The following is a 16,878-nucleotide window of genomic DNA, read 5'->3' as shown; positions in this document are numbered from 1 at the left end:
GGATCACCCGATGATCACTCCGCTGGTGCCCCGTCGGAACCCTCCATGGCCTGCGCGGACGAGTCGCCCACCGGTTCGCGGGCCTGCGTTCCGGCGGCCAGCGCGGTGACCGCGTCGAGGATGCCGGGCACGGCGAACAGCCCGGCGAGGTCCTGGACCAGCCGACCGGTCGGCCCGTCGGGCCGCTCGTCGGCGAAGAAGGAGGCCAGCTCGGCGGCGAGCGCGGGCTCCCGGGCGGCGGTCAGGGTGAGCGAGGCGACGAACTCCTGCACCAGGTGCAGCTGGAGCTCCTTCAGCGGAACGGACCGCTCGGCCAGCCACTCCAGCGAGGTGATCTCGGCGTTCGCGATCCACGCCCGGACGGTCAGCCGCAGCCCGGGGCTCGGCGCGGGGATCGCCAGGTGGCTGAGGATCTGGTCGTGCGCGGCCCGGCGCACCTCGTCGATCACCGCCGAGGTGCCCGCGCTGGCCGCCACCGAACCGCCCCGCAGCAGCGCGGCGAAGCCCGGCCCGTGGCTCTGCACGAAGTCCAGGTAGCGGCCCATCACCCGGTACAACCGCTCCGACAGCGGCCCCTCCATCGGCTCCTCGAACCGGGCCGAGAGTTCCCGCCCGGCGCGCCGCAGCGACGCCTCGTACAGCGCCTGCTTGCCCGGGAAGTAGTGGTACACCAGCGGCCGGGAGGCGCCCGCGGCGGCGGCGATGTCGTCGATCGACACCTCCTCCGGCGGGCGCCGGCTGAACAGCTCCAGCGCCACGGCGATCAGCTGCTCGCGCCGCTCGTCCACGCTCAGCCGCCGGCGCGGCCGCTCACCCGGGGCGCCCCGGTCGGGGGCGGCGGCGGTCCGTGCTGCGCGGTCGGCCGTCGGCGACGGCGTACGGGAGGCCATGCGCGCCAGCCTATCCGGCGCCCGCCCGCGGGCCCATGCGGCCCGGCCTGGCGATCGCGACGCCGCGAGCCCCAGGACGGGCCGCACGGCCCTGATATGTAGGGCGTTTTGTCAAGTGGTGCATGGTTGGTCGCACCCTCGATGGGGGCGGGGTGCGATGGTGAAGCGATGGCGGCTGGTGGGAGCCCGCTTGGGTGCGTGTGGTGGCGGCGACGCGCGGTCAGCCTGATATGCGCGGGTTGGCTACCGCATGACTAACCCTGCCGGCGCTCCAGGTAGCGGCGGTAGGCCTCCAGGCCGTCCGGGACGAAGGTGTCGCGGGCGAGGCGCTCGGACAGTTCGGCCGGGGTGAGCCAGGCGTGCCAGGCGACCTCGGACTCCTGCGGGGAGACCGGGCCGTCCCACTCCGCCTCGTACATGTCGCACCACCAGGAGAGCTTTCCGCCGTCGGGCTCCCGGAACAGGAACTTGAAGATCGGGCGCGGGGCGATGCCGTGCACCCCGAGCTCCTCCTCGGCCTCGCGGACCGCGGCCTCGGCGTAGGTCTCGCCGGAGCCGACCACGCCGCCGACCCACATGTCGTACGCGCCGGGGGCGAACAGCTTGGTGTCGGTGCGGCGGTGGACGAAGATCCGGCCGGCCGGATCGCGGACCATGACGAAGACGCAGCGGTGGGTCAGCCCCTGCCGGTACACCTCCCCGCGCAGCGCGGTCCCGATCACCCGGTCGTTGTCGTCGACGATGTCCAGCAGCTCTTCGGCGGGGTTGGTCATGAGCGACAGGTTAGGGTTTCGGGGCCCGCTTCGAACGCGGGATCGATCAATTGGGCGGCGACGAACGACCTGAGGACGGCGCGTGGTGGTGGACATCTGGGGCGAAACGGCCGAGGGGTTCGAGCCCGTACGGGAGGCCTTCGCGCGGAACTTCGCCGAATACGGAGAACTGGGCGCGGCGTTCGCGCTGTACCTGCGCGGGCGCAAGGTGGTCGACCTGTGGGGCGGGGACGCCCGGCCCGAGGTCGGCGGGCGGCCCGCACCCGCGGTGCCGTGGACGGCGGACACCGTCCAGGTGCTGCGCTCGGTCACCAAGGGTCTGACCGCGGCCACCGCGCTGCTCCTGGTCGAGCGCGGCCTGCTCGACCTGGACGCGCCGGCGGCCTCGTACTGGCCGGAGTTCGCGGCGGCCGGCAAGGGCGCGGTGCCGGTGCGCTGGCTTCTGTCGCACCAGGCCGGGGTGCCGGCGCTGGACGTGCCGCTGCGCCTGGAGGACGTGCTGACCTGGGAGCGGGCGGTGGCCGCGGTGGCCGCGCAGACGCCCGCCTGGGAGCCGGGGACGGCGCACGGCTACCACCCGTACACCTTCGGCTGGCTGGTCGGCGAGGTGGTGCGCCGGGTGAGCGGCCGCACGGTCGGCCAGTACTTCGCCGAGGAGATCGCCCGGCCGCTCGGGCTGGACCTGTGGATCGGTCTGCCGGCCGGCGCCGCGCCCCGGGTCGGCAAGCTGGTCGACCTGCCCGCCCCGGAGGCGGCTCGGACCGGCCCGAGCGGGCTGCGGCTGCGGCCCAAGCAGTCCGTCCGGGACGCCTACCAGGACCCGACCTCGCTGACCGCCCGGGCCTTCGCCTCGGTGCTGCCCGGAGTGAACATGAACGACCCGGCGGTGCAGGCCGCCGAGATCCCGGGCGCGGGTGGCATCGGGACCGCCCGCTCGGTGGCCCGGTTCTACGCGGCGCTGATCGGCGCGGCCGACCGCCCGGACGGCTCCGGCGAGCTGCTGCCGCCGCTGCTGGGCCCGGAGGTGCTGGCCCGGGCGGTCGGACCGGTGGTGAACGGCCCGGATCGGGTGCTGGTCGTCAACTCGACCTTCGGCCTGGGCTTCTGGCGCCACGGCCCGACCGCGCCGATGACCTCCCCGGCGAGCTTCGGTCACCCGGGCCGGGGCGGCTCGCTGGGCTTCGCCGACCCGGAGCTCGGGCTCGGCTTCGGGTACGTCACCAACGGCATGCAGCCGGGCGTCACCGGGGACGTGCGCTCGCGCAACCTGATCCGCGCGGTTCGGGGCTGCCTGGGGCTGTCCTGAGGCCGGCCGGGTACCGGGTCACGCCTGGCCGGTCTCGAAGCGGCTGATCTTCCCGCCGTCGACGGTGAACCGCCAGGCGGTGCGCATCTCGCCCCAGGTCTCGTTGGTGAAGTTGGCCACCAGCGCGTGGCCGCCGGAGGACTCGGTCTGGACGTCCATCCGGCCGTTCGGCCCGAAGATCTCCCGGTCGACCCACTGGTCCAGGTCGCGGTCGGAGCCGTCGTCGGACATCGTCGCGTCCGGGGTGAGCACGTGGAAGAAGGCTTCGCGGTCGCCCGCGTTGACCGCGGTGACGAAGGCGCGTACGGCGGGGTCGGTGAGCTTGGCTGGGGCGATGGTCATACCGGACTCCCTGGAAGGGATAAGGAACGGGGAGTCCTGTCTACGGCGTTCGCGGGGGCCGTCCGGGCATGTCGGCGGCGCGTCGGGAAAATCAGCCGATTCATGTGCTTGGATCGCGAATCAGGCGAAATTCCCGTAACAGGGGATATGCCCCGAAGGCCCGCCGCGGGGAGTGGCGATGGAGCGGGAGACCGGACGAGGTCTCCCGCTCCACTTCTGTCCGGGGTCCACCGGCGAGGCCGGAAGAGCCGGCCTAGAAGAAGCCGGCCGCGTCGGGGGAGTAGCTGACCAGCAGGTTCTTGGTCTGCTGGTAGTGCTCCAGCAGCGCCTTGTGGTTCTCCCGCCCGATGCCGGAGTTCTTGTAGCCGCCGAACGCCGCGTGCGCCGGGTAGGCGTGGTAGCAGTTCGTCCAGACCCGGCCGGCCTGGATGGCGCGCCCGGCCCGGTGGGCGGTGTTGATGTTGCGGGTCCAGACGCCCGCGCCGAGCCCGTACTGGGTGTCGTTGGCGAGTGCGACCGCCTCGTCGAAGCCGTCGAAGCGGGTGACCGAGACGACCGGTCCGAAGATCTCCTCCTGGAAGACCCGCATGCTGTTGACGTCCTCGAAGACCGTCGGCGTCACGTAGTACCCGCCGGCCAGCGAGCCGCCGAGGTCGGCGCGCTCGCCGCCGACCAGGACCTTTGCGCCCTCGGCCTGGCCGATCTCGAAGTAGGAGAGGATCTTCTTCAGCTGTTCGGCGCTGGCCTGCGCGCCGACCTGGGTCCCGGTGTCCAGCGGGTTCCCCTGGCGCATCGCGCGCACCCGGGCCAGCCCGTCGCCCAGCAACCGCTCGTAGACCGAGGACTCGATCAGCGCGCGGCTGGGGCAGGTGCAGACCTCGCCCTGGTTGAGGGCGAACATCGCGAAGCCCTCGACGGCCTTGTCGTAGAACGCGTCGTCGGCCGCGGCGACGTCCGCGAAGAACAGGTTGGGGCTCTTGCCGCCGAGTTCGAGGGTCGCCGGGATCAGGTTGTCGGCGGCGGCGCGGGCGATCAGCCGGCCGGTGCCGGTCTCGCCGGTGAAGGCGAGCTTGCGGACCCGCTTGCTGGCGGCCAGCGGGGCGCCGGCCTCCTCGCCGAAGCCGGTGACGATGTTGAGTACGCCCGGCGGCACCAGGTCGGCGGTCAGCTCGGCCAGCAGCAGCACCGAGGCCGGGGTCTGCTCGGCGGGCTTGAGCACCACCGCGTTGCCGGCCGCGAGCGCCGGGGCGAGCTTCCAGATCGCCATCAGGATCGGGAAGTTCCACGGGATGATCTGGCCGACCACGCCCAGCGGCTCGTGGAAGTGGTACGCCACGGTGTCCTCGTCCAGCTGGGAGAGGCTGCCCTCCTGGGCCCGCAGCGCGCCTGCGAAGTAGCGCAGGTGATCGACGGCGAGCGGGAGGTCGGCGGCCAGCGTCTCGCGCACCGGCTTGCCGTTCTCCCAGCTCTCCGCGACGGCCAGCTGCTCCAGATTGGCCTCCATCCGGTCGGCGATCCGCAGCAGGACCTGCGCCCGCTCGGCGGCGGAGGTGCGGCCCCAGGCCGGGGCGGCGGCGTGCGCCGCGTCCAGGGCGGCCTCGATGTCCTCGGCGGTGCCGCGGGCGACCTCGGTGAACACCTCGCCGGTGACCGGCGTCGGGTCGCCGAAGTACTCGCCGCGCACCGGGGGTGCCCATCCACCGCCGATCCAGTGGTCGTACCGGGAACGGTAGGCGACGATGCTGCCGGGCGCGCCGGGGGGCTGGTAGACCGTCATGCTCTGTGTCTCCTCGCGACGTCGGGCGCCCCCGGCGCCGATCGGACCGGGGGCGGCGCGCCGGGCCGCCCGGTCAGGGGGCGGTCCGGCGGGAGGGTACGGACACGCAGTCGGGCGGCGCCCCGCCGGGGCGCCCGCCGACGAGCACGATAGCCGCCGGGCACGCGGTGCGGCTACGGTCCGTACGCCGGTCCTGTACGGAGGGTCCGCGTTCCGGCCGTTCTCGCACGGCCGTGCCCGGTGGCGCTACGGCGTTCGAGGTCCGGCGCCGTTCAGACCGCGTGGTACCGGCCGGTGCGGGCTTCCCAGCTCAGGTAGCCGGCCAGCCAGGTGAGCAGGCCGTCGGCGTAGCGCCCGGCGATCGTGCGTTCGATCCGGGACAGGCCCAACCCTCGATAAACGTCCGGCAGTTGCCCGTGCAGCTCGGCGCAGCGCTCGACCATCAGCTGAGCCTCCGCCATGACCGCGGAGCAGGCCTCCTCGGTCGAGCAGTGGCGCTCGCGCTGGACGATCATCACCAGGTTGTTGACGTCGCCGCGCGGGGCTTCGAGCGGGAAGGACCGCACGTCGTTGCTGAGGGACGGTATGTCGGCAGCCAGTTGCCGGATCTGACGCAGCACCGGATGGTGCAGCACGGATGCGGGGACCTCGAACAGGCCGATCCGTTCGACCATGTCGAAGATGGTCTCCATCGCCGCGGTGCCCCGTCTGAGCTCCAGGTAGCCGTCCCGGTCCGGTGGCCGGGTGGAGATCCGGCCCGCCGCCTCGGCCGGGTGACTGGCGAAGTAGTACTCCCAGTTGTAGGCGGCCCTGGCCTGCCAGCGGGCCGGCATGCCGTGCACGCTGCGGCTCCACAGGTCCGCGAAGGCGGTCTCGACCGGGGAGCGCTGGTCGGGCCGGGCGCCGTGCAGGACGGCGATCAGGCGCTCGCAGATCGGGGCGACCTCGGTGGGACGGCGGCCGAGCGGACCGTCGAACTGGTCGTCGAAGAGGAAGTAGAAGCCCATCAGATCGGCGGCCAGGGCGAGTTCGTCCGGTCCGGCGTCCGGGTAGCCGAGCGCGGCGAGGTCGACCACCTCCCAGTGCGCGTAGCCGGGGTGGTCGGCGTCGGGGAGCAGCGGGTGGCGGATCAGCCAGTCCCGGTGCAGCGTGGTGGCGTACGAGCCGTGCGGACTGCGGCGGTACGGGAACGGGATCTGAAGTGAGGTGTCGTCAGACATCGGACTCCCGGTGCAGCGTAAGGGTGGGGGCGCTTGTGGTTCGAGCACTTCTCGTGGGGGAGTTGACGCGACGGGGCGCGGCGGGTGAGGGTGGCTTACGCAAGATCATCCGCGCCTCGCGGCCGTAGGGTATCTGATGCAATGATCGGACGTTAGGGATATAGGGCAATTGCCCTTGGCAAGCCGTCCGAACCCTCACCGTCCGCCCCAGCCTGCACGAATGTCGCACGGTGAGCCGTACACACCGCTAATCTCGGCTCCACGAACAGTGACGGACCGGCTCCCTCCCGCGCGGCGGCGGAGCCGTGCCGCGAGCGGGTGAGGCGGAGGCGCGACGGTGACCGAACAGGGCAACGAACTTCGGACGGGAACCGGTTCCGGCGGGGGCGACGGCGGAGCGTCACCCCGCGTCCGGCTGCGCGACCGCGACGCCGAACTGCGCTCCGTCGAGGCCGCCGTCGACCGCCTCTGCCGCGACTTCGCCGCCGGCGGCACCGAGATCGGCGAACTGCTCGCCTTCTCCGGCCGCCCCGGCATCGGCAAAACCAGTCTGCTGCAGGAGGTCCGACGGATCGCCAGCCTACGCCAGGGCGCCACCGTGCTGTTCGCGCGCGGCGGCGAGCAGCAGTTCAAGGAGCCGTACCACGTCCTGCGCCAGCTCCTCCAGCCCGTCCTGACCAAGCTGGAGGCCGACGAGTTCCGCCAGGTCATGGGCACCTGGGAGGAGGTCGTCGGACCGGCCATGGGCCTCAAGCAGCCCAAGGCCGGCGCCCGCCGGCTCGACCCCCAGGGCGTGCGCGACGGCCTCGACTACGTCCTCACCCAGCTCGCGCCGCGCCGCGCGCCGATGGTGATGATCGTCGACGACCTGCACTGGGCGGACGCCGAGTCCCTCTCCTGGCTCGCCAAGTTCGCGGTCCGGTCCGCCGAACTGCCCGTACTGCTGGTCTTCGCCTTCCGCGAGGACGAGAACGACTGGCCCCCCGGCACCCAGGACCTGCGCCGGGGCGTCCTTAACCTCGCCAGTCGCAAGCACGAGCTCAGCCGGCTCACCCTGAGCTCCGTCACCGACATGATCCGCGCGGAACTCGGCGACAAGGTCGAGGACGCCTTCTGCTACGAGTTCTGGAACGTCGTCAACGGGAACCCCTTCGAGGCCGTCGCCCTGCTCGACCAGGTCCGCGACCAGGAACTCGAACCGGTCGAGGAGAACTCCCGCCAGCTGCGCGAACTCGCCGTCGACGCCACCGGGATGACCCTCAAGAGCTGGCTGGACCGGCTAGGCCCCGCCACCCTGCGCTTCGCCTGGGCCTGCGCCATGCTGGGCACCGACATCCGGGTCGACCTCGTCACCCGGATCTCCACCCAGAGCACCGAGGGCGCGCGAGAGTCCATCAAGCAACTGCGCAAGCAGCGCGTGCTCACCCAGGCCCCCAACGGGAACCTCGAGTTCGTCCACCCGCTGATCGCCAGCTCCATCTACAAGACCATGCCGGAGGCCACCCGCCTCGGCATGCACGGCATCGCCGCCGTCGAGATCGAGAACGCCGGGCTCGGCCTGCTCGCCGCCTCCCGCCACCTGGTCGAGACCCACTCCGGCGAGGGCGACGACCGGATCGTCAAGAAGCTGCGCCGCGCCGCCGTCGAACACCAGCTGATCGGCGCCCCCGAAGCCGCCCAGCGCTGCCTGCACCGCGCGCTCAACGAGCCGCCCGCCGACGACATCAAGGCCGAGGTGCTGTACGAGCTCGGCTGCTCCGCACTGCTCACCGACCCCAGCGCCACCGTCAACCAGCTCCGGCTGGCCCTCGACCCCGACGAGGGGCCGCTGCGCCCCGACCTGCGGGTGGACGCCACCTTCCGGCTCTCCGAGGTGCTCGCCCACAGCGGTGAGCTGGACCAGGCCGCCCTGGTCTGCCAGGAGGAGGCCGAGCAGACCACCGACCCGGTCCGGCGCCAACGGCTCCAGGCGGCCTCGTTCATGTGGCACGCCTTCCGCAAGTCCGAGGAGGACGGCCCCGGCCGCTCCGCCCGCCTCGCCGAGCTCTGTGAGAACCTGACCGGCCGGGAGGCCGCGGACCGGGCCGTGCTAGCGATGCGCGCCTGGGACCTGACCCTGAGCGGGAGTTCCTCCGCCAAGGCACTGGCCCTCGCCGACGAGGTCCTGGACGGCGGCCGGCTGCCCAAGGGCCTCGGCTGGACCGACACCACCTGGGGCTTCGAACTGCCCTCGATGCTCTGCCTGACGTACATCTACAACGACCGCATCGCCCAGGCCGAGCGGCTGGCGGCGGACGCCATCATCCAGTTCGAGGTGGCCGGTTGGAGCGGCGCCCACCGGGGCTTCGCCTACTTCCTGATGGGACTGGCCCGGTTCCGCCGCGGACTGCTCGCCGAGGCCGAGGACTTCCTGCGCCGGGCCTACCGCATCTCCGAGCGGATCGGGGCCAAGCTCCCGTTGGCCTGGGACGCCGTGGGCGTGCTGGTGGACACCCTGATCGCCCGCGGCCGGGTCGAGGAGGCCTGGGAGGAGGCCAACCAGTTCGGCTTCCACCCGCCGTACCACGCGACCGCCATGGTGCTGCCGGACGCCGCCTCGCTGTACGGCAAGCTGCTGGTCGCCAAGAACCGGCACGCCGGAGCGGCCGCCGCGCTCACCGAGGCCGGGGCCCAGCTGGAGGTCCGCGGCTGGCGCAACACCGTCTGGGCGCCGTGGGCCGGGCACCTCGCCGTCGCGATCGCGGCCGACGAGCCCGAGCGCGCCCGCGAGTACGCCCAGAAGGCCGTCCGGGACGCCCGCGACTTCGGCACCGCCTCGGCGATCGGCAGCGCGCTGCGGCTGCAGGCGGAGATCGAGGACGGCCAGCAGGCGGTGGAACTGCTGGAGCAGGCCGTGGAACACCTCGGGCAGTCCCCGGCCGGGTACGAGCACGCCGTCGCGCTGGTCGAACTCGGTGCCGCGCTGCGCCGGGTCGGACGGCTGGAGGACGCCCAGGAGCACCTGTACCAGGGCATCGAGCTGGCCCAGCACTGCTCGGCGGAGAAGCTGGTCGACCGGGCCCGGCGGGAGCTGGCCAACTACGGGCTGCGGCCCAACCGGCTGGGGCTGCACGACTTCCAGGAGACGCTGGAGGCGCTCAGCGGGCCGGAGCGGGAGGTCGCCAACCTGGCGGTCAAGGGTGTGCCGCCGCAGCGGATCGCCGAGCAGCTCGGGGTGCACCTGAGCCTGGTCAACCGGCGGTTGGCGGCGGTCTACCGCAAGGCGGGCACCGGGCCGGACGGCCTGGCCTCGGCGCTGGGACTGCAGCAGCGGCAGGGCGAGGAGACGGGGGAGTAGCGGCGCGCGACAAGGTGGCGTTCGACAGCGGCCGGTGGCGGCGGCCGTGAGGGGCCCGACGGCCGCTGGCCTTCGGGCGGCGCGCGGAGGCGTGGGAGCGCCTTCGCGCGCCGCCGCCCTCGCTAGGCTGACGGAACACCACGGGGCCGCCGCGACGCCCCTGGACGGACCGGGACCGGGCGGAGGCGGCGTGCTGCCGCCGCCAGTGAGGAGCAGGCCATGGCGAGCGAGGCCACCACGGTGCGCCGCGAACCCCTCGACCCCTCGGGTGCGGGCGCGGCGATCCAGCGCTGGACACTGACGGCCGGCCCGTACGAGGCGAGCGTGCTGAGCCTCGGCGCCACCCTGCACACCCTCAGCGCGCCGGACCGGGCCGGTCGTACCGCCCAACTGCTCTTGTCCACGGATGAGTTGGCGCAGATCCTGGGTCCGGCGCGGCACTACGGCACGGTGGTGGGCCGGTACGCCAACCGGATCGACGGCTCCAGCGTCACCCTCGACGGCCAGGAGCACCCGCTGGCCCCGACCGGCGGCGGGATGACCATCCACGGCGGGCCGGACGGCTTCGCCCAGCGGATCTGGGCGGCCGAGCCGGTCGAGGGCGGGGTGCTGCTGCGGCTGCACAGCCCGGACGGCGACCAGGGCTTCCCCGGCGCGCTGGACGTCACCGTCTCCTACACCCTGTCGTACGCCCCGGGCACGGGCGGCGAGCTGGTGATCGCCTACCGGGCCGTCACCAGCAAGCCTACCGTCGTCAACCTGACCAACCACGCGTACTTCAACCTCGCGGGTGAGGGCAGCGGCGACGTCCTGGGCCACCTGCTCACCCTGGACGCCGACGAGTACACCCCGGCCGACGAGCGGCAGATCCCGTACGGGCGGACCGAGCCGGTGGCCGGAACGCCCTTCGACTTCACCGTGGCCACCCCGGTCGGCAAGTCGGTGCACGACGACCACCCGCAGCTGGCCGGCCCGGGCGGGTACGACCACAACTGGGTGCTGCGCGCCCGCCCGGCGGACGGCGCCCCGGCCCGGGCGGCGCTGCTGGAGGACCCGGTCAGCGGCCGGACCCTGGAGGTGCTGACCACTGAGCCGGGCGTCCAGGTCTACACGGCGAACAAGTTCCAGGGCGCGGTCACCGGTGAGAGCGGGGTGCCGTACGGGCCGTTCGCCGGCATCGCACTGGAGACCCAGCACTTCCCGGACTCCCCGCACCACCCGGCCTTCCCGAGCACCGAGCTGCGGCCGGGGGAGGAGTTCCGCTCGACCACCGTGCTGCGCCTGGGCGTGAACTAGCCGAGCTTCCGGCCGGCGCAGCTCACGCCCTGCCGCTGGTCACGCCCTGCCGCAGGTCCCGGCGCATGCAGAGCCGGGGCCAGCGGTCGAGGCCGTGCTCGGCCTCCTTGCGGCGGATCTCGCGCAGCCCGGGGGTGAGTTCGGCGTCGGCCAGCGGGCGGAAGCCGCAGCGGGCGTAGTAGGGGGCGTTCCACGGGACGTCCGCGAAGGTGGTCAGGGTGAGCGCGGGGGCGTCGGTGTCCTCGGCGAGGTGTTCGATCAGCGCCCGGCCGATCCCCCGGCGGGCGTGGTCGGGGTGGACCGAGACCTGTTCGATGTGCAGCGCGCCGTCCACCGGCCCGGCCAGCAGGTAGCCGGCGATCGTCCCGTCGGGGGCCTCGGCGACCAGGGCGGTGCCGTGCTCCAGGTAGGGCGCCAGTTCCTCCGGGGCCGGGGGTTCGTCCTCGGCGATCTCCGGCATCCCGATACCGGCGAAGGGGGCTCCGGCGGCCCGTTCCAGCTCGCCCAGCAGGGGCAGTTCGTCGACGGTGACGGCTCTGATGCGCATGCGCCCAGTCTGCTGCAAGTGCCTTTCAGCCACCCACGATGGTTGCGTCGGCCATCTCGGACCGGGCTGAAACGGACGAAGGCGGACATAGCGCCGCGCTGTCGACTACCGCGCGGCTACGTCCAGGACACGTGGGCGTAACGATCGCCATTTCTTGCAGAAACTTGCTGCAAGGACTTTCCGCCACTCTTGCGCCGCTGTTAACTTCCTTCCGAGCCCGACGGCAGCAACGGTGCGGTCGGCACGAGGCAGCCATTATGCGCCTGTCTCCCAACATCTCGGGCACCCCCACCCTCCCAAGGAGTTCTCATGCGGCGTGGCATCGCGGCCTCTGCCCTCGTTGTGGCCCTCGCGGTCTCGATGGCTGCCTGTGGCAGCAGTGGCGGCTCCGGCTCGGACAGCAAGGCCGACGGCCCGGTCACCCTCACGTACTGGGACACGTCGAACGCCACCAACGAGGCTCCGAACTACCAGGAGCTGGCCAAGAAGTTCGAGGCGGCCAACCCGAACATCAAGGTCAACTTCGTCAACGTGCCGTTCGACCAGGCGCAGAACAAGCTGCAGACGGCCATGGGGGCCAAGGGCGCACCGGACGTGTTCCGCTCCGACGTCGGCTGGACCGCCGCCTTCGCCAAGGCCGGCTTCCTGGAGCCGCTGGACGGCACCCCGGCCGCCGCCGACACCTCCTCCTTCCAGCCCAGCCTGATCCAGCAGGCCAAGTACGACGGCAAGCTGTACGGCGTCCCGCTGGTCACCGACACCCTCGGCTTCCTCTACAACAAGGACCTGTTCGCCAAGGCCGGCATCACCGACGCTCCCAAGACCTGGGACGAGCTGAAGACCGACGCCGCCGCCATCAAGGACAAGGCGGGCGTCGACGGCTTCTGGCTGAAGGCCGCCGACGGCTACTACGCGATGCCGTTCCTGTTCGGCGAGGGCACCGACACCGTCGACGCCGCCAACAAGAAGATCACCATCACCTCGCCCGAGGCCGTCAAGGGCATCGAGACCTACAAGTCGATGTTCACCTCGCCCGGCACGGCCAAGGCCGACGTCACCACCGACGCCTACGCCCACATGATGGACGCCTTCAACAGCGGCAAGGTCGCGGCGATCATCCAGGGCCCCTGGGAGATCACCAACATCTACAAGGGCTCCGCCTTCGCCGACAAGAAGAACCTCGGCATCGCCCCCGTCCCGGCCGGCTCCAGCGGCAAGGCCGGCGCCCCCACCGGCGGCCACAACATCGCGGTCTACGCCGGTGCCGACAAGGCCCACAAGGCCGCCGCCGAGAAGTTCGCCGCCTTCATGACCTCGGCCGAGAGCCAGGCCTTCATCGCGCAGAAGAACTCCACCCTGCCGACCCGCTCCGACGCCTACACCGCCGACGTCAAGGCCGACCCGGGCATCGCCGGCTTCCAGGCCATCCTCGGCAGCGCCAAGCCCCGCCCCGAACTGCCCGAGTACGGCTCGCTGTTCGACTCGCTCGGCACCAACCTCGGCAAGGCCGTCCAGGGCACCAGCACCCAGGACGCGCTGAACACCGTGGCCACGGACTACGCCAAGCTCCTGCCGGGCTTCGCCAAGTAGTCCCCGCAGCCCGGCCCGCCGACACCGGCGGGCCGGGCCGTCGGCTCCCCCGAGAATTCCCCCCGAGAAGGTGCAAACGATGTCAGTCGCCGTGCAGGGCGCCACCGGCAAGGGCAGCCGGGAGCGCGATCAGCGTCCGGGCCTGCTGGAACGCCTCAAGCGTTCCTACGCCAAGCACTGGTACGCCTACGCGATGATCACCCCGGTCGTGCTGGTGCTCGGCGTCCTGGTGTTCTACCCGCTCGTCCAGGGCGTCTGGCTGACCCTCACCGACGCCAACAGCCTCAACGTCGCCCGCAAGATCGGCGTCAACGAGATCCCGGCCAGCTACCACTACATCGGCTTCCACAACTACGCCGACATCCTCTGGGGCCCCGGCTCGTACGACCGGTTCTGGTCCCACTTCGTGTGGACCATCGCCTGGACGGTCATCTGCGTCTGCCTGCACTACACCCTCGGGCTCGGCCTCGCCGTACTGCTCAACAAGAAGCTGCGCGGGCGTGCCGCCTACCGGATGCTGCTCATCCTCCCGTGGGCCGTCCCGACCTTCGTCACCGTCTTCTCCTGGCGCCTGATGCTCTCCGACGGCGGCGTGGTCAACACCATGCTCTCCGCCCTGCACCTGCCCGAGCCCAGCTGGCTCACCGACCCGTGGGCCCAGAAGGCGGCCGCGATCCTGGTCAACACCTGGGCCGGCGTGCCGTTCATGATGATCTCGCTGCTCGGCGGCCTGCAGTCGATCCCGGCCGAGCTGTACGAGGCCGCCGAGATGGACGGCGCCACCCGCTGGCAGCAGTTCCGCCACATCACCCTGCCCGGGCTGCGCAGCGTCTCCTCCACCGTCGTGCTGCTCGGCGTGATCTGGACGTTCAACCAGTTCAACGTCATCTTCCTGCTGTTCGGCAAGGGCGCTCCCGACGCCCAGCTGCTGGTCACCTGGGCCTACCGCCTCGCCTTCGGCCAGATCCCCCAGGACTTCGCGCAGTCCGCCTCGTACGGCGTGATCCTGCTGTCCATCCTGATCGTCTTCACCGCCTTCTACCGGCGCTGGCTCGCCCGCAACGAGCAGGCCAACGGCTGAGGCCCCGGACCCAGTTGACCCACGAAGGCAGGTAACCCCGATGAGCACCACCACCGAACGCCCCGCCGCCGCGGCGACCGCGGCCCCGGCCGCCCGGCCCGCGAAGTTCCGGCCGCGCGGCGAGAGCAGCCCGCTGTCCAAGGCGCTGTCCCACGGTGTCCTGATCCTGGCCAGCCTGATCGCGCTGTTCCCGGTCGGCTGGATCCTCTTCGTCTCCCTCGGACCGGACAAGACCGACTACCTCCACCCGGGCCAGATCTTCGGCAAGCTCACGCTGTCGAACTACCAGCACGTGCTGGCCGACACCGACTTCTTCACCTGGTTCGGCAACGCCCTGCTGGTCTCCGGCGTCACCACCGTGTTCGGCGTGCTGCTGGCCGCCACCACCGGCTACGCCGTCTCCCGGATGAAGTTCCCCGGGCACAAGCCGCTGATGTGGTCGCTGCTGGTCACCCAGATGTTCCCGATCGCGGTGCTGATCGTGCCGATGTACACCATGCTCTCCGAACTCGGCCTGCTGGACAGCTACACCGGTCTGATCCTGGTCTACTCGACCACCACCGTGCCGTACTGCGCCTGGCTGATGAAGGGCTACTTCGACACCATCCCGGTGGAGATCGACGAGGCCGGCCGGGTCGACGGGCTCAGCCCGTTCGGCACCTTCTGGCGGCTGGTGCTGCCGCTCGCCCGCCCGGGGCTGGCGGTGGCCGCCTTCTACTCCTTCCTCACCTACTGGGCCGAGGTGCCGTTCGCCTCCACCTTCATGCTCAGCTCCGACAAGTACACGCTGGCCGTCGGCCTGCAGAGCTTCGTCAGCGAGCACGACGCCCAGTGGAACCTGATGGCCGCCACGGCGGTGCTGATCGCGATCCCGTCCGCGGCCTTCTTCTACCTGGTGCAGCGCCACCTGGTCACCGGCCTGACCGCCGGTGCCTCCAAGTCCTGAGGCCCAACGCCGTTCCAGCGCTCCCCGACGACCCAGCGCCTACCGCTCCTCTAGTCCCCAAGGGATACCGTCCATGACCCAGAACCTGGCCGACACCTCCCGGCCTGCCGCCGACACCGCTCACGAGGCGAACGCCGGCGCGTCCAGAGGCTGGTGGCGGGACGCGGTCATCTACCAGGTGTACCCGCGCAGCTTCGCCGACTCCAACGGGGACGGCATGGGTGACCTGCCCGGCATCCGCAGCCGCCTGCCGTACCTGCGCGACCTCGGCGTGGACGCCGTCTGGCTCTCCCCCTTCTACGCCTCGCCGCAGGCCGACGCCGGTTACGACGTCGCCGACTACCGCGCCGTGGACCCGATGTTCGGCACCCTGCTGGACGCCGACGCGCTGATCCGCGACGCCCACCAGCTGGGGCTGCGGATCATCGTCGACCTCGTCCCCAACCACTCCTCGGACCAGCACGAGTGGTTCCAGCGCGCCCTGCGCGAGGGCCCCGGCTCCCCGCTGCGCGAGCGCTACCACTTCCGCCCCGGCAAGGGGGAGCAGGGTGAACTGCCGCCCAACGACTGGGAGTCCATCTTCGGCGGCCCGGCCTGGACCCGCACCGAGAACCCGGACGGCACCCCCGGCGACTGGTACCTGCACCTGTTCGCCCCGGAACAGCCCGACTTCAACTGGGAGAACCCGGCCGTCGCCGACGAGTTCCGCTCGATCCTGCGGTTCTGGCTGGACATGGGCGTGGACGGCTTCCGCATCGACGTCGCCCACGGCCTGGTCAAGGCCCCCGGCCTGCCCGACCTCGGCGGCGCCGACCAGCTCAAGCTGCTCGGCAACGACGTCATGCCGTTCTTCGACCAGGACGGCGTGCACGAGATCTACCGCAGTTGGCGCAGGATCCTGGACGAGTACCCGGGGCAGCGGATCGGCGTCGCCGAGGCCTGGACCCCGACCGTCCAGCGCACCGCCAACTACGTCCGCCCCGACGAACTGCACCAGGCCTTCAACTTCCAGTACCTGGGCACCGACTGGGACGCCGCCGCGCTGCGCGAGGTGATCGACCTCTCGCTCGACTCGATGCGCCCGGTCGACGCCCCGACCACCTGGGTGCTCTCCAACCACGACGTCACCCGGCACGCCACCCGCTTCGCCAACGAGCCCGGCCTCGGCACCCAGATCCGCACCCCCGGCGACCGCGAACTCGGCCTGCGCCGCGCCCGCGCCGCCACCCTGCTGATGCTCGCGCTGCCCGGCTCCGCGTACGTCTACCAGGGCGAGGAGCTCGGCCTGCCGGACGTCACCGACCTGCCGGACGAGGTCCGCCAGGACCCGTCCTTCTTCCGCCAGGCCGGCCAGGACGGCTACCGCGACGGCTGCCGCGTCCCGATCCCGTGGTCCGGCAGCGAGGCCCCGTACGGCTTCGGACCGGTCGCGGGCGGGCCGTCCTGGCTGCCGCAGCCGGCCGAGTGGGCCGAGCTGAGCGTCGAGGCGCAGACCGGTGACCCGTCCTCCACCCTGGAGTTGTACCGCAGCGCTCTGGCCGTCCGACGGGCCCGGCCCGACCTCGGCGCCGGCACCGAGGTCGAGTGGCTGGACGGCCCCGAGGGCACCCTCGCCTTCCGGCGCGGCTCCTTCGTCTGCACGGTGAACACCACCGGCGAGCCGGTGCGGATCGCCGCCCCGGGCCGGCTGCTGCTCGCCTCGACCGAACTCGTGGTGGACGGCGGCGAGACGGTCCTCGCTCCGGACGCCACCGGCTGGTGGGCGGTCTGACG

General features: G+C 71.9%; 13 protein-coding genes. 7 read left to right on the top strand and 6 right to left on the bottom strand.

All coding sequences use genetic code 11. The features are described 5' to 3' along the window. Positions 1-14 precede the first annotated feature (14 nt). Positions 15-890 carry a TetR/AcrR family transcriptional regulator gene (locus tag ACH4J0_RS05820; protein WP_396236594.1) on the bottom strand — a complete coding sequence of 292 codons (876 nt, stop codon included), beginning with the start codon at positions 888-890 and terminating at the stop codon, positions 15-17. 254 nt (positions 891-1,144) lie between these two features. Next, positions 1,145-1,663 carry an NUDIX hydrolase gene (locus tag ACH4J0_RS05815; RefSeq protein ID WP_396236592.1) on the bottom strand — a complete coding sequence of 173 codons (519 nt, stop codon included), beginning with the start codon at positions 1,661-1,663 and terminating at the stop codon, positions 1,145-1,147. An 85-nt stretch (positions 1,664-1,748) separates the two neighbouring features. On the opposite strand from ACH4J0_RS05815, the gene ACH4J0_RS05810 reads away from it, so the two are divergent. Next, entirely contained in the window at positions 1,749-2,969 is a 1,221-nt protein-coding gene (locus ACH4J0_RS05810; protein WP_396237451.1) for a serine hydrolase domain-containing protein, read from the top strand. A gap of 18 nt (positions 2,970-2,987) precedes the next feature. Here the strand turns inward: ACH4J0_RS05810 and ACH4J0_RS05805 are convergent, their stop codons facing one another. The 3 genes from ACH4J0_RS05805 to ACH4J0_RS05795 all read right to left on the bottom strand — a co-directional run bounded on the left by ACH4J0_RS05805 (position 2,988) and on the right by ACH4J0_RS05795 (position 6,308). Further along, on the bottom strand, positions 2,988-3,311 hold the full coding sequence (locus tag ACH4J0_RS05805; RefSeq protein ID WP_396236590.1) for a nuclear transport factor 2 family protein: 324 nt from the start codon (positions 3,309-3,311) through the stop codon (positions 2,988-2,990). Positions 3,312-3,564: 253 nt separating this feature from the next. Continuing rightward, on the bottom strand, positions 3,565-5,088 hold the full coding sequence (locus tag ACH4J0_RS05800; RefSeq protein WP_396236588.1) for an aldehyde dehydrogenase family protein: 1,524 nt from the start codon (positions 5,086-5,088) through the stop codon (positions 3,565-3,567). 272 nt (positions 5,089-5,360) lie between these two features. Then, on the bottom strand, positions 5,361-6,308 hold the full coding sequence (locus ACH4J0_RS05795; protein ID WP_396236586.1) for a terpene cyclase: 948 nt from the start codon (positions 6,306-6,308) through the stop codon (positions 5,361-5,363). 337 nt (positions 6,309-6,645) lie between these two features. On the opposite strand from ACH4J0_RS05795, the gene ACH4J0_RS05790 reads away from it, so the two are divergent. Together ACH4J0_RS05790 and ACH4J0_RS05785 are read left to right on the top strand one after the other, a co-directional pair. Further along, on the top strand, positions 6,646-9,645 hold the full coding sequence (locus ACH4J0_RS05790) for an ATP-binding protein (protein WP_396236584.1): 3,000 nt from the start codon (positions 6,646-6,648) through the stop codon (positions 9,643-9,645). A gap of 219 nt (positions 9,646-9,864) precedes the next feature. Further along, positions 9,865-10,941, top strand: coding sequence for an aldose epimerase family protein (locus ACH4J0_RS05785; protein WP_396236582.1), 1,077 nt, complete (start codon positions 9,865-9,867; stop codon positions 10,939-10,941). 22 nt (positions 10,942-10,963) lie between these two features. Here ACH4J0_RS05785 and ACH4J0_RS05780 read toward each other — a convergent pair whose 3' ends face one another. Then, the gene (locus ACH4J0_RS05780) at positions 10,964-11,488 is read right to left on the bottom strand and encodes a GNAT family N-acetyltransferase (protein WP_396236580.1); all 525 of its coding nucleotides are present in this window, start codon (positions 11,486-11,488) and stop codon (positions 10,964-10,966) included. A gap of 309 nt (positions 11,489-11,797) precedes the next feature. On the opposite strand from ACH4J0_RS05780, the gene ACH4J0_RS05775 reads away from it, so the two are divergent. The 4 genes from ACH4J0_RS05775 to ACH4J0_RS05760 all read left to right on the top strand — a co-directional run bounded on the left by ACH4J0_RS05775 (position 11,798) and on the right by ACH4J0_RS05760 (position 16,876). Then, entirely contained in the window at positions 11,798-13,078 is a 1,281-nt protein-coding gene (locus tag ACH4J0_RS05775; RefSeq protein WP_396236578.1) for an extracellular solute-binding protein, read from the top strand. Between the two features lie 79 nt (positions 13,079-13,157). Continuing rightward, a complete protein-coding gene (locus ACH4J0_RS05770) occupies positions 13,158-14,159 on the top strand; it encodes a carbohydrate ABC transporter permease (protein ID WP_396236576.1) in 1,002 nt (333 codons plus the stop codon). 40 nt (positions 14,160-14,199) lie between these two features. Next, positions 14,200-15,105, top strand: a complete 906-nt coding sequence (locus ACH4J0_RS05765) for a sugar ABC transporter permease (RefSeq protein ID WP_396236574.1) — start codon at positions 14,200-14,202, stop codon at positions 15,103-15,105. Between the two features lie 73 nt (positions 15,106-15,178). Continuing rightward, complete coding sequence (locus ACH4J0_RS05760) at positions 15,179-16,876, top strand: glycoside hydrolase family 13 protein (RefSeq protein ID WP_396236572.1); 1,698 nt, start codon at positions 15,179-15,181, stop codon at positions 16,874-16,876. Positions 16,877-16,878: the final 2 nt, after the last annotated feature.

Origin of the sequence: Kitasatospora sp. NPDC017646 (genome assembly GCF_044329365.1) — a bacterium.
Taxonomy (GTDB): domain Bacteria; phylum Actinomycetota; class Actinomycetes; order Streptomycetales; family Streptomycetaceae; genus Kitasatospora.
This window is presented reverse-complemented; position numbering and strand designations above follow the sequence as displayed.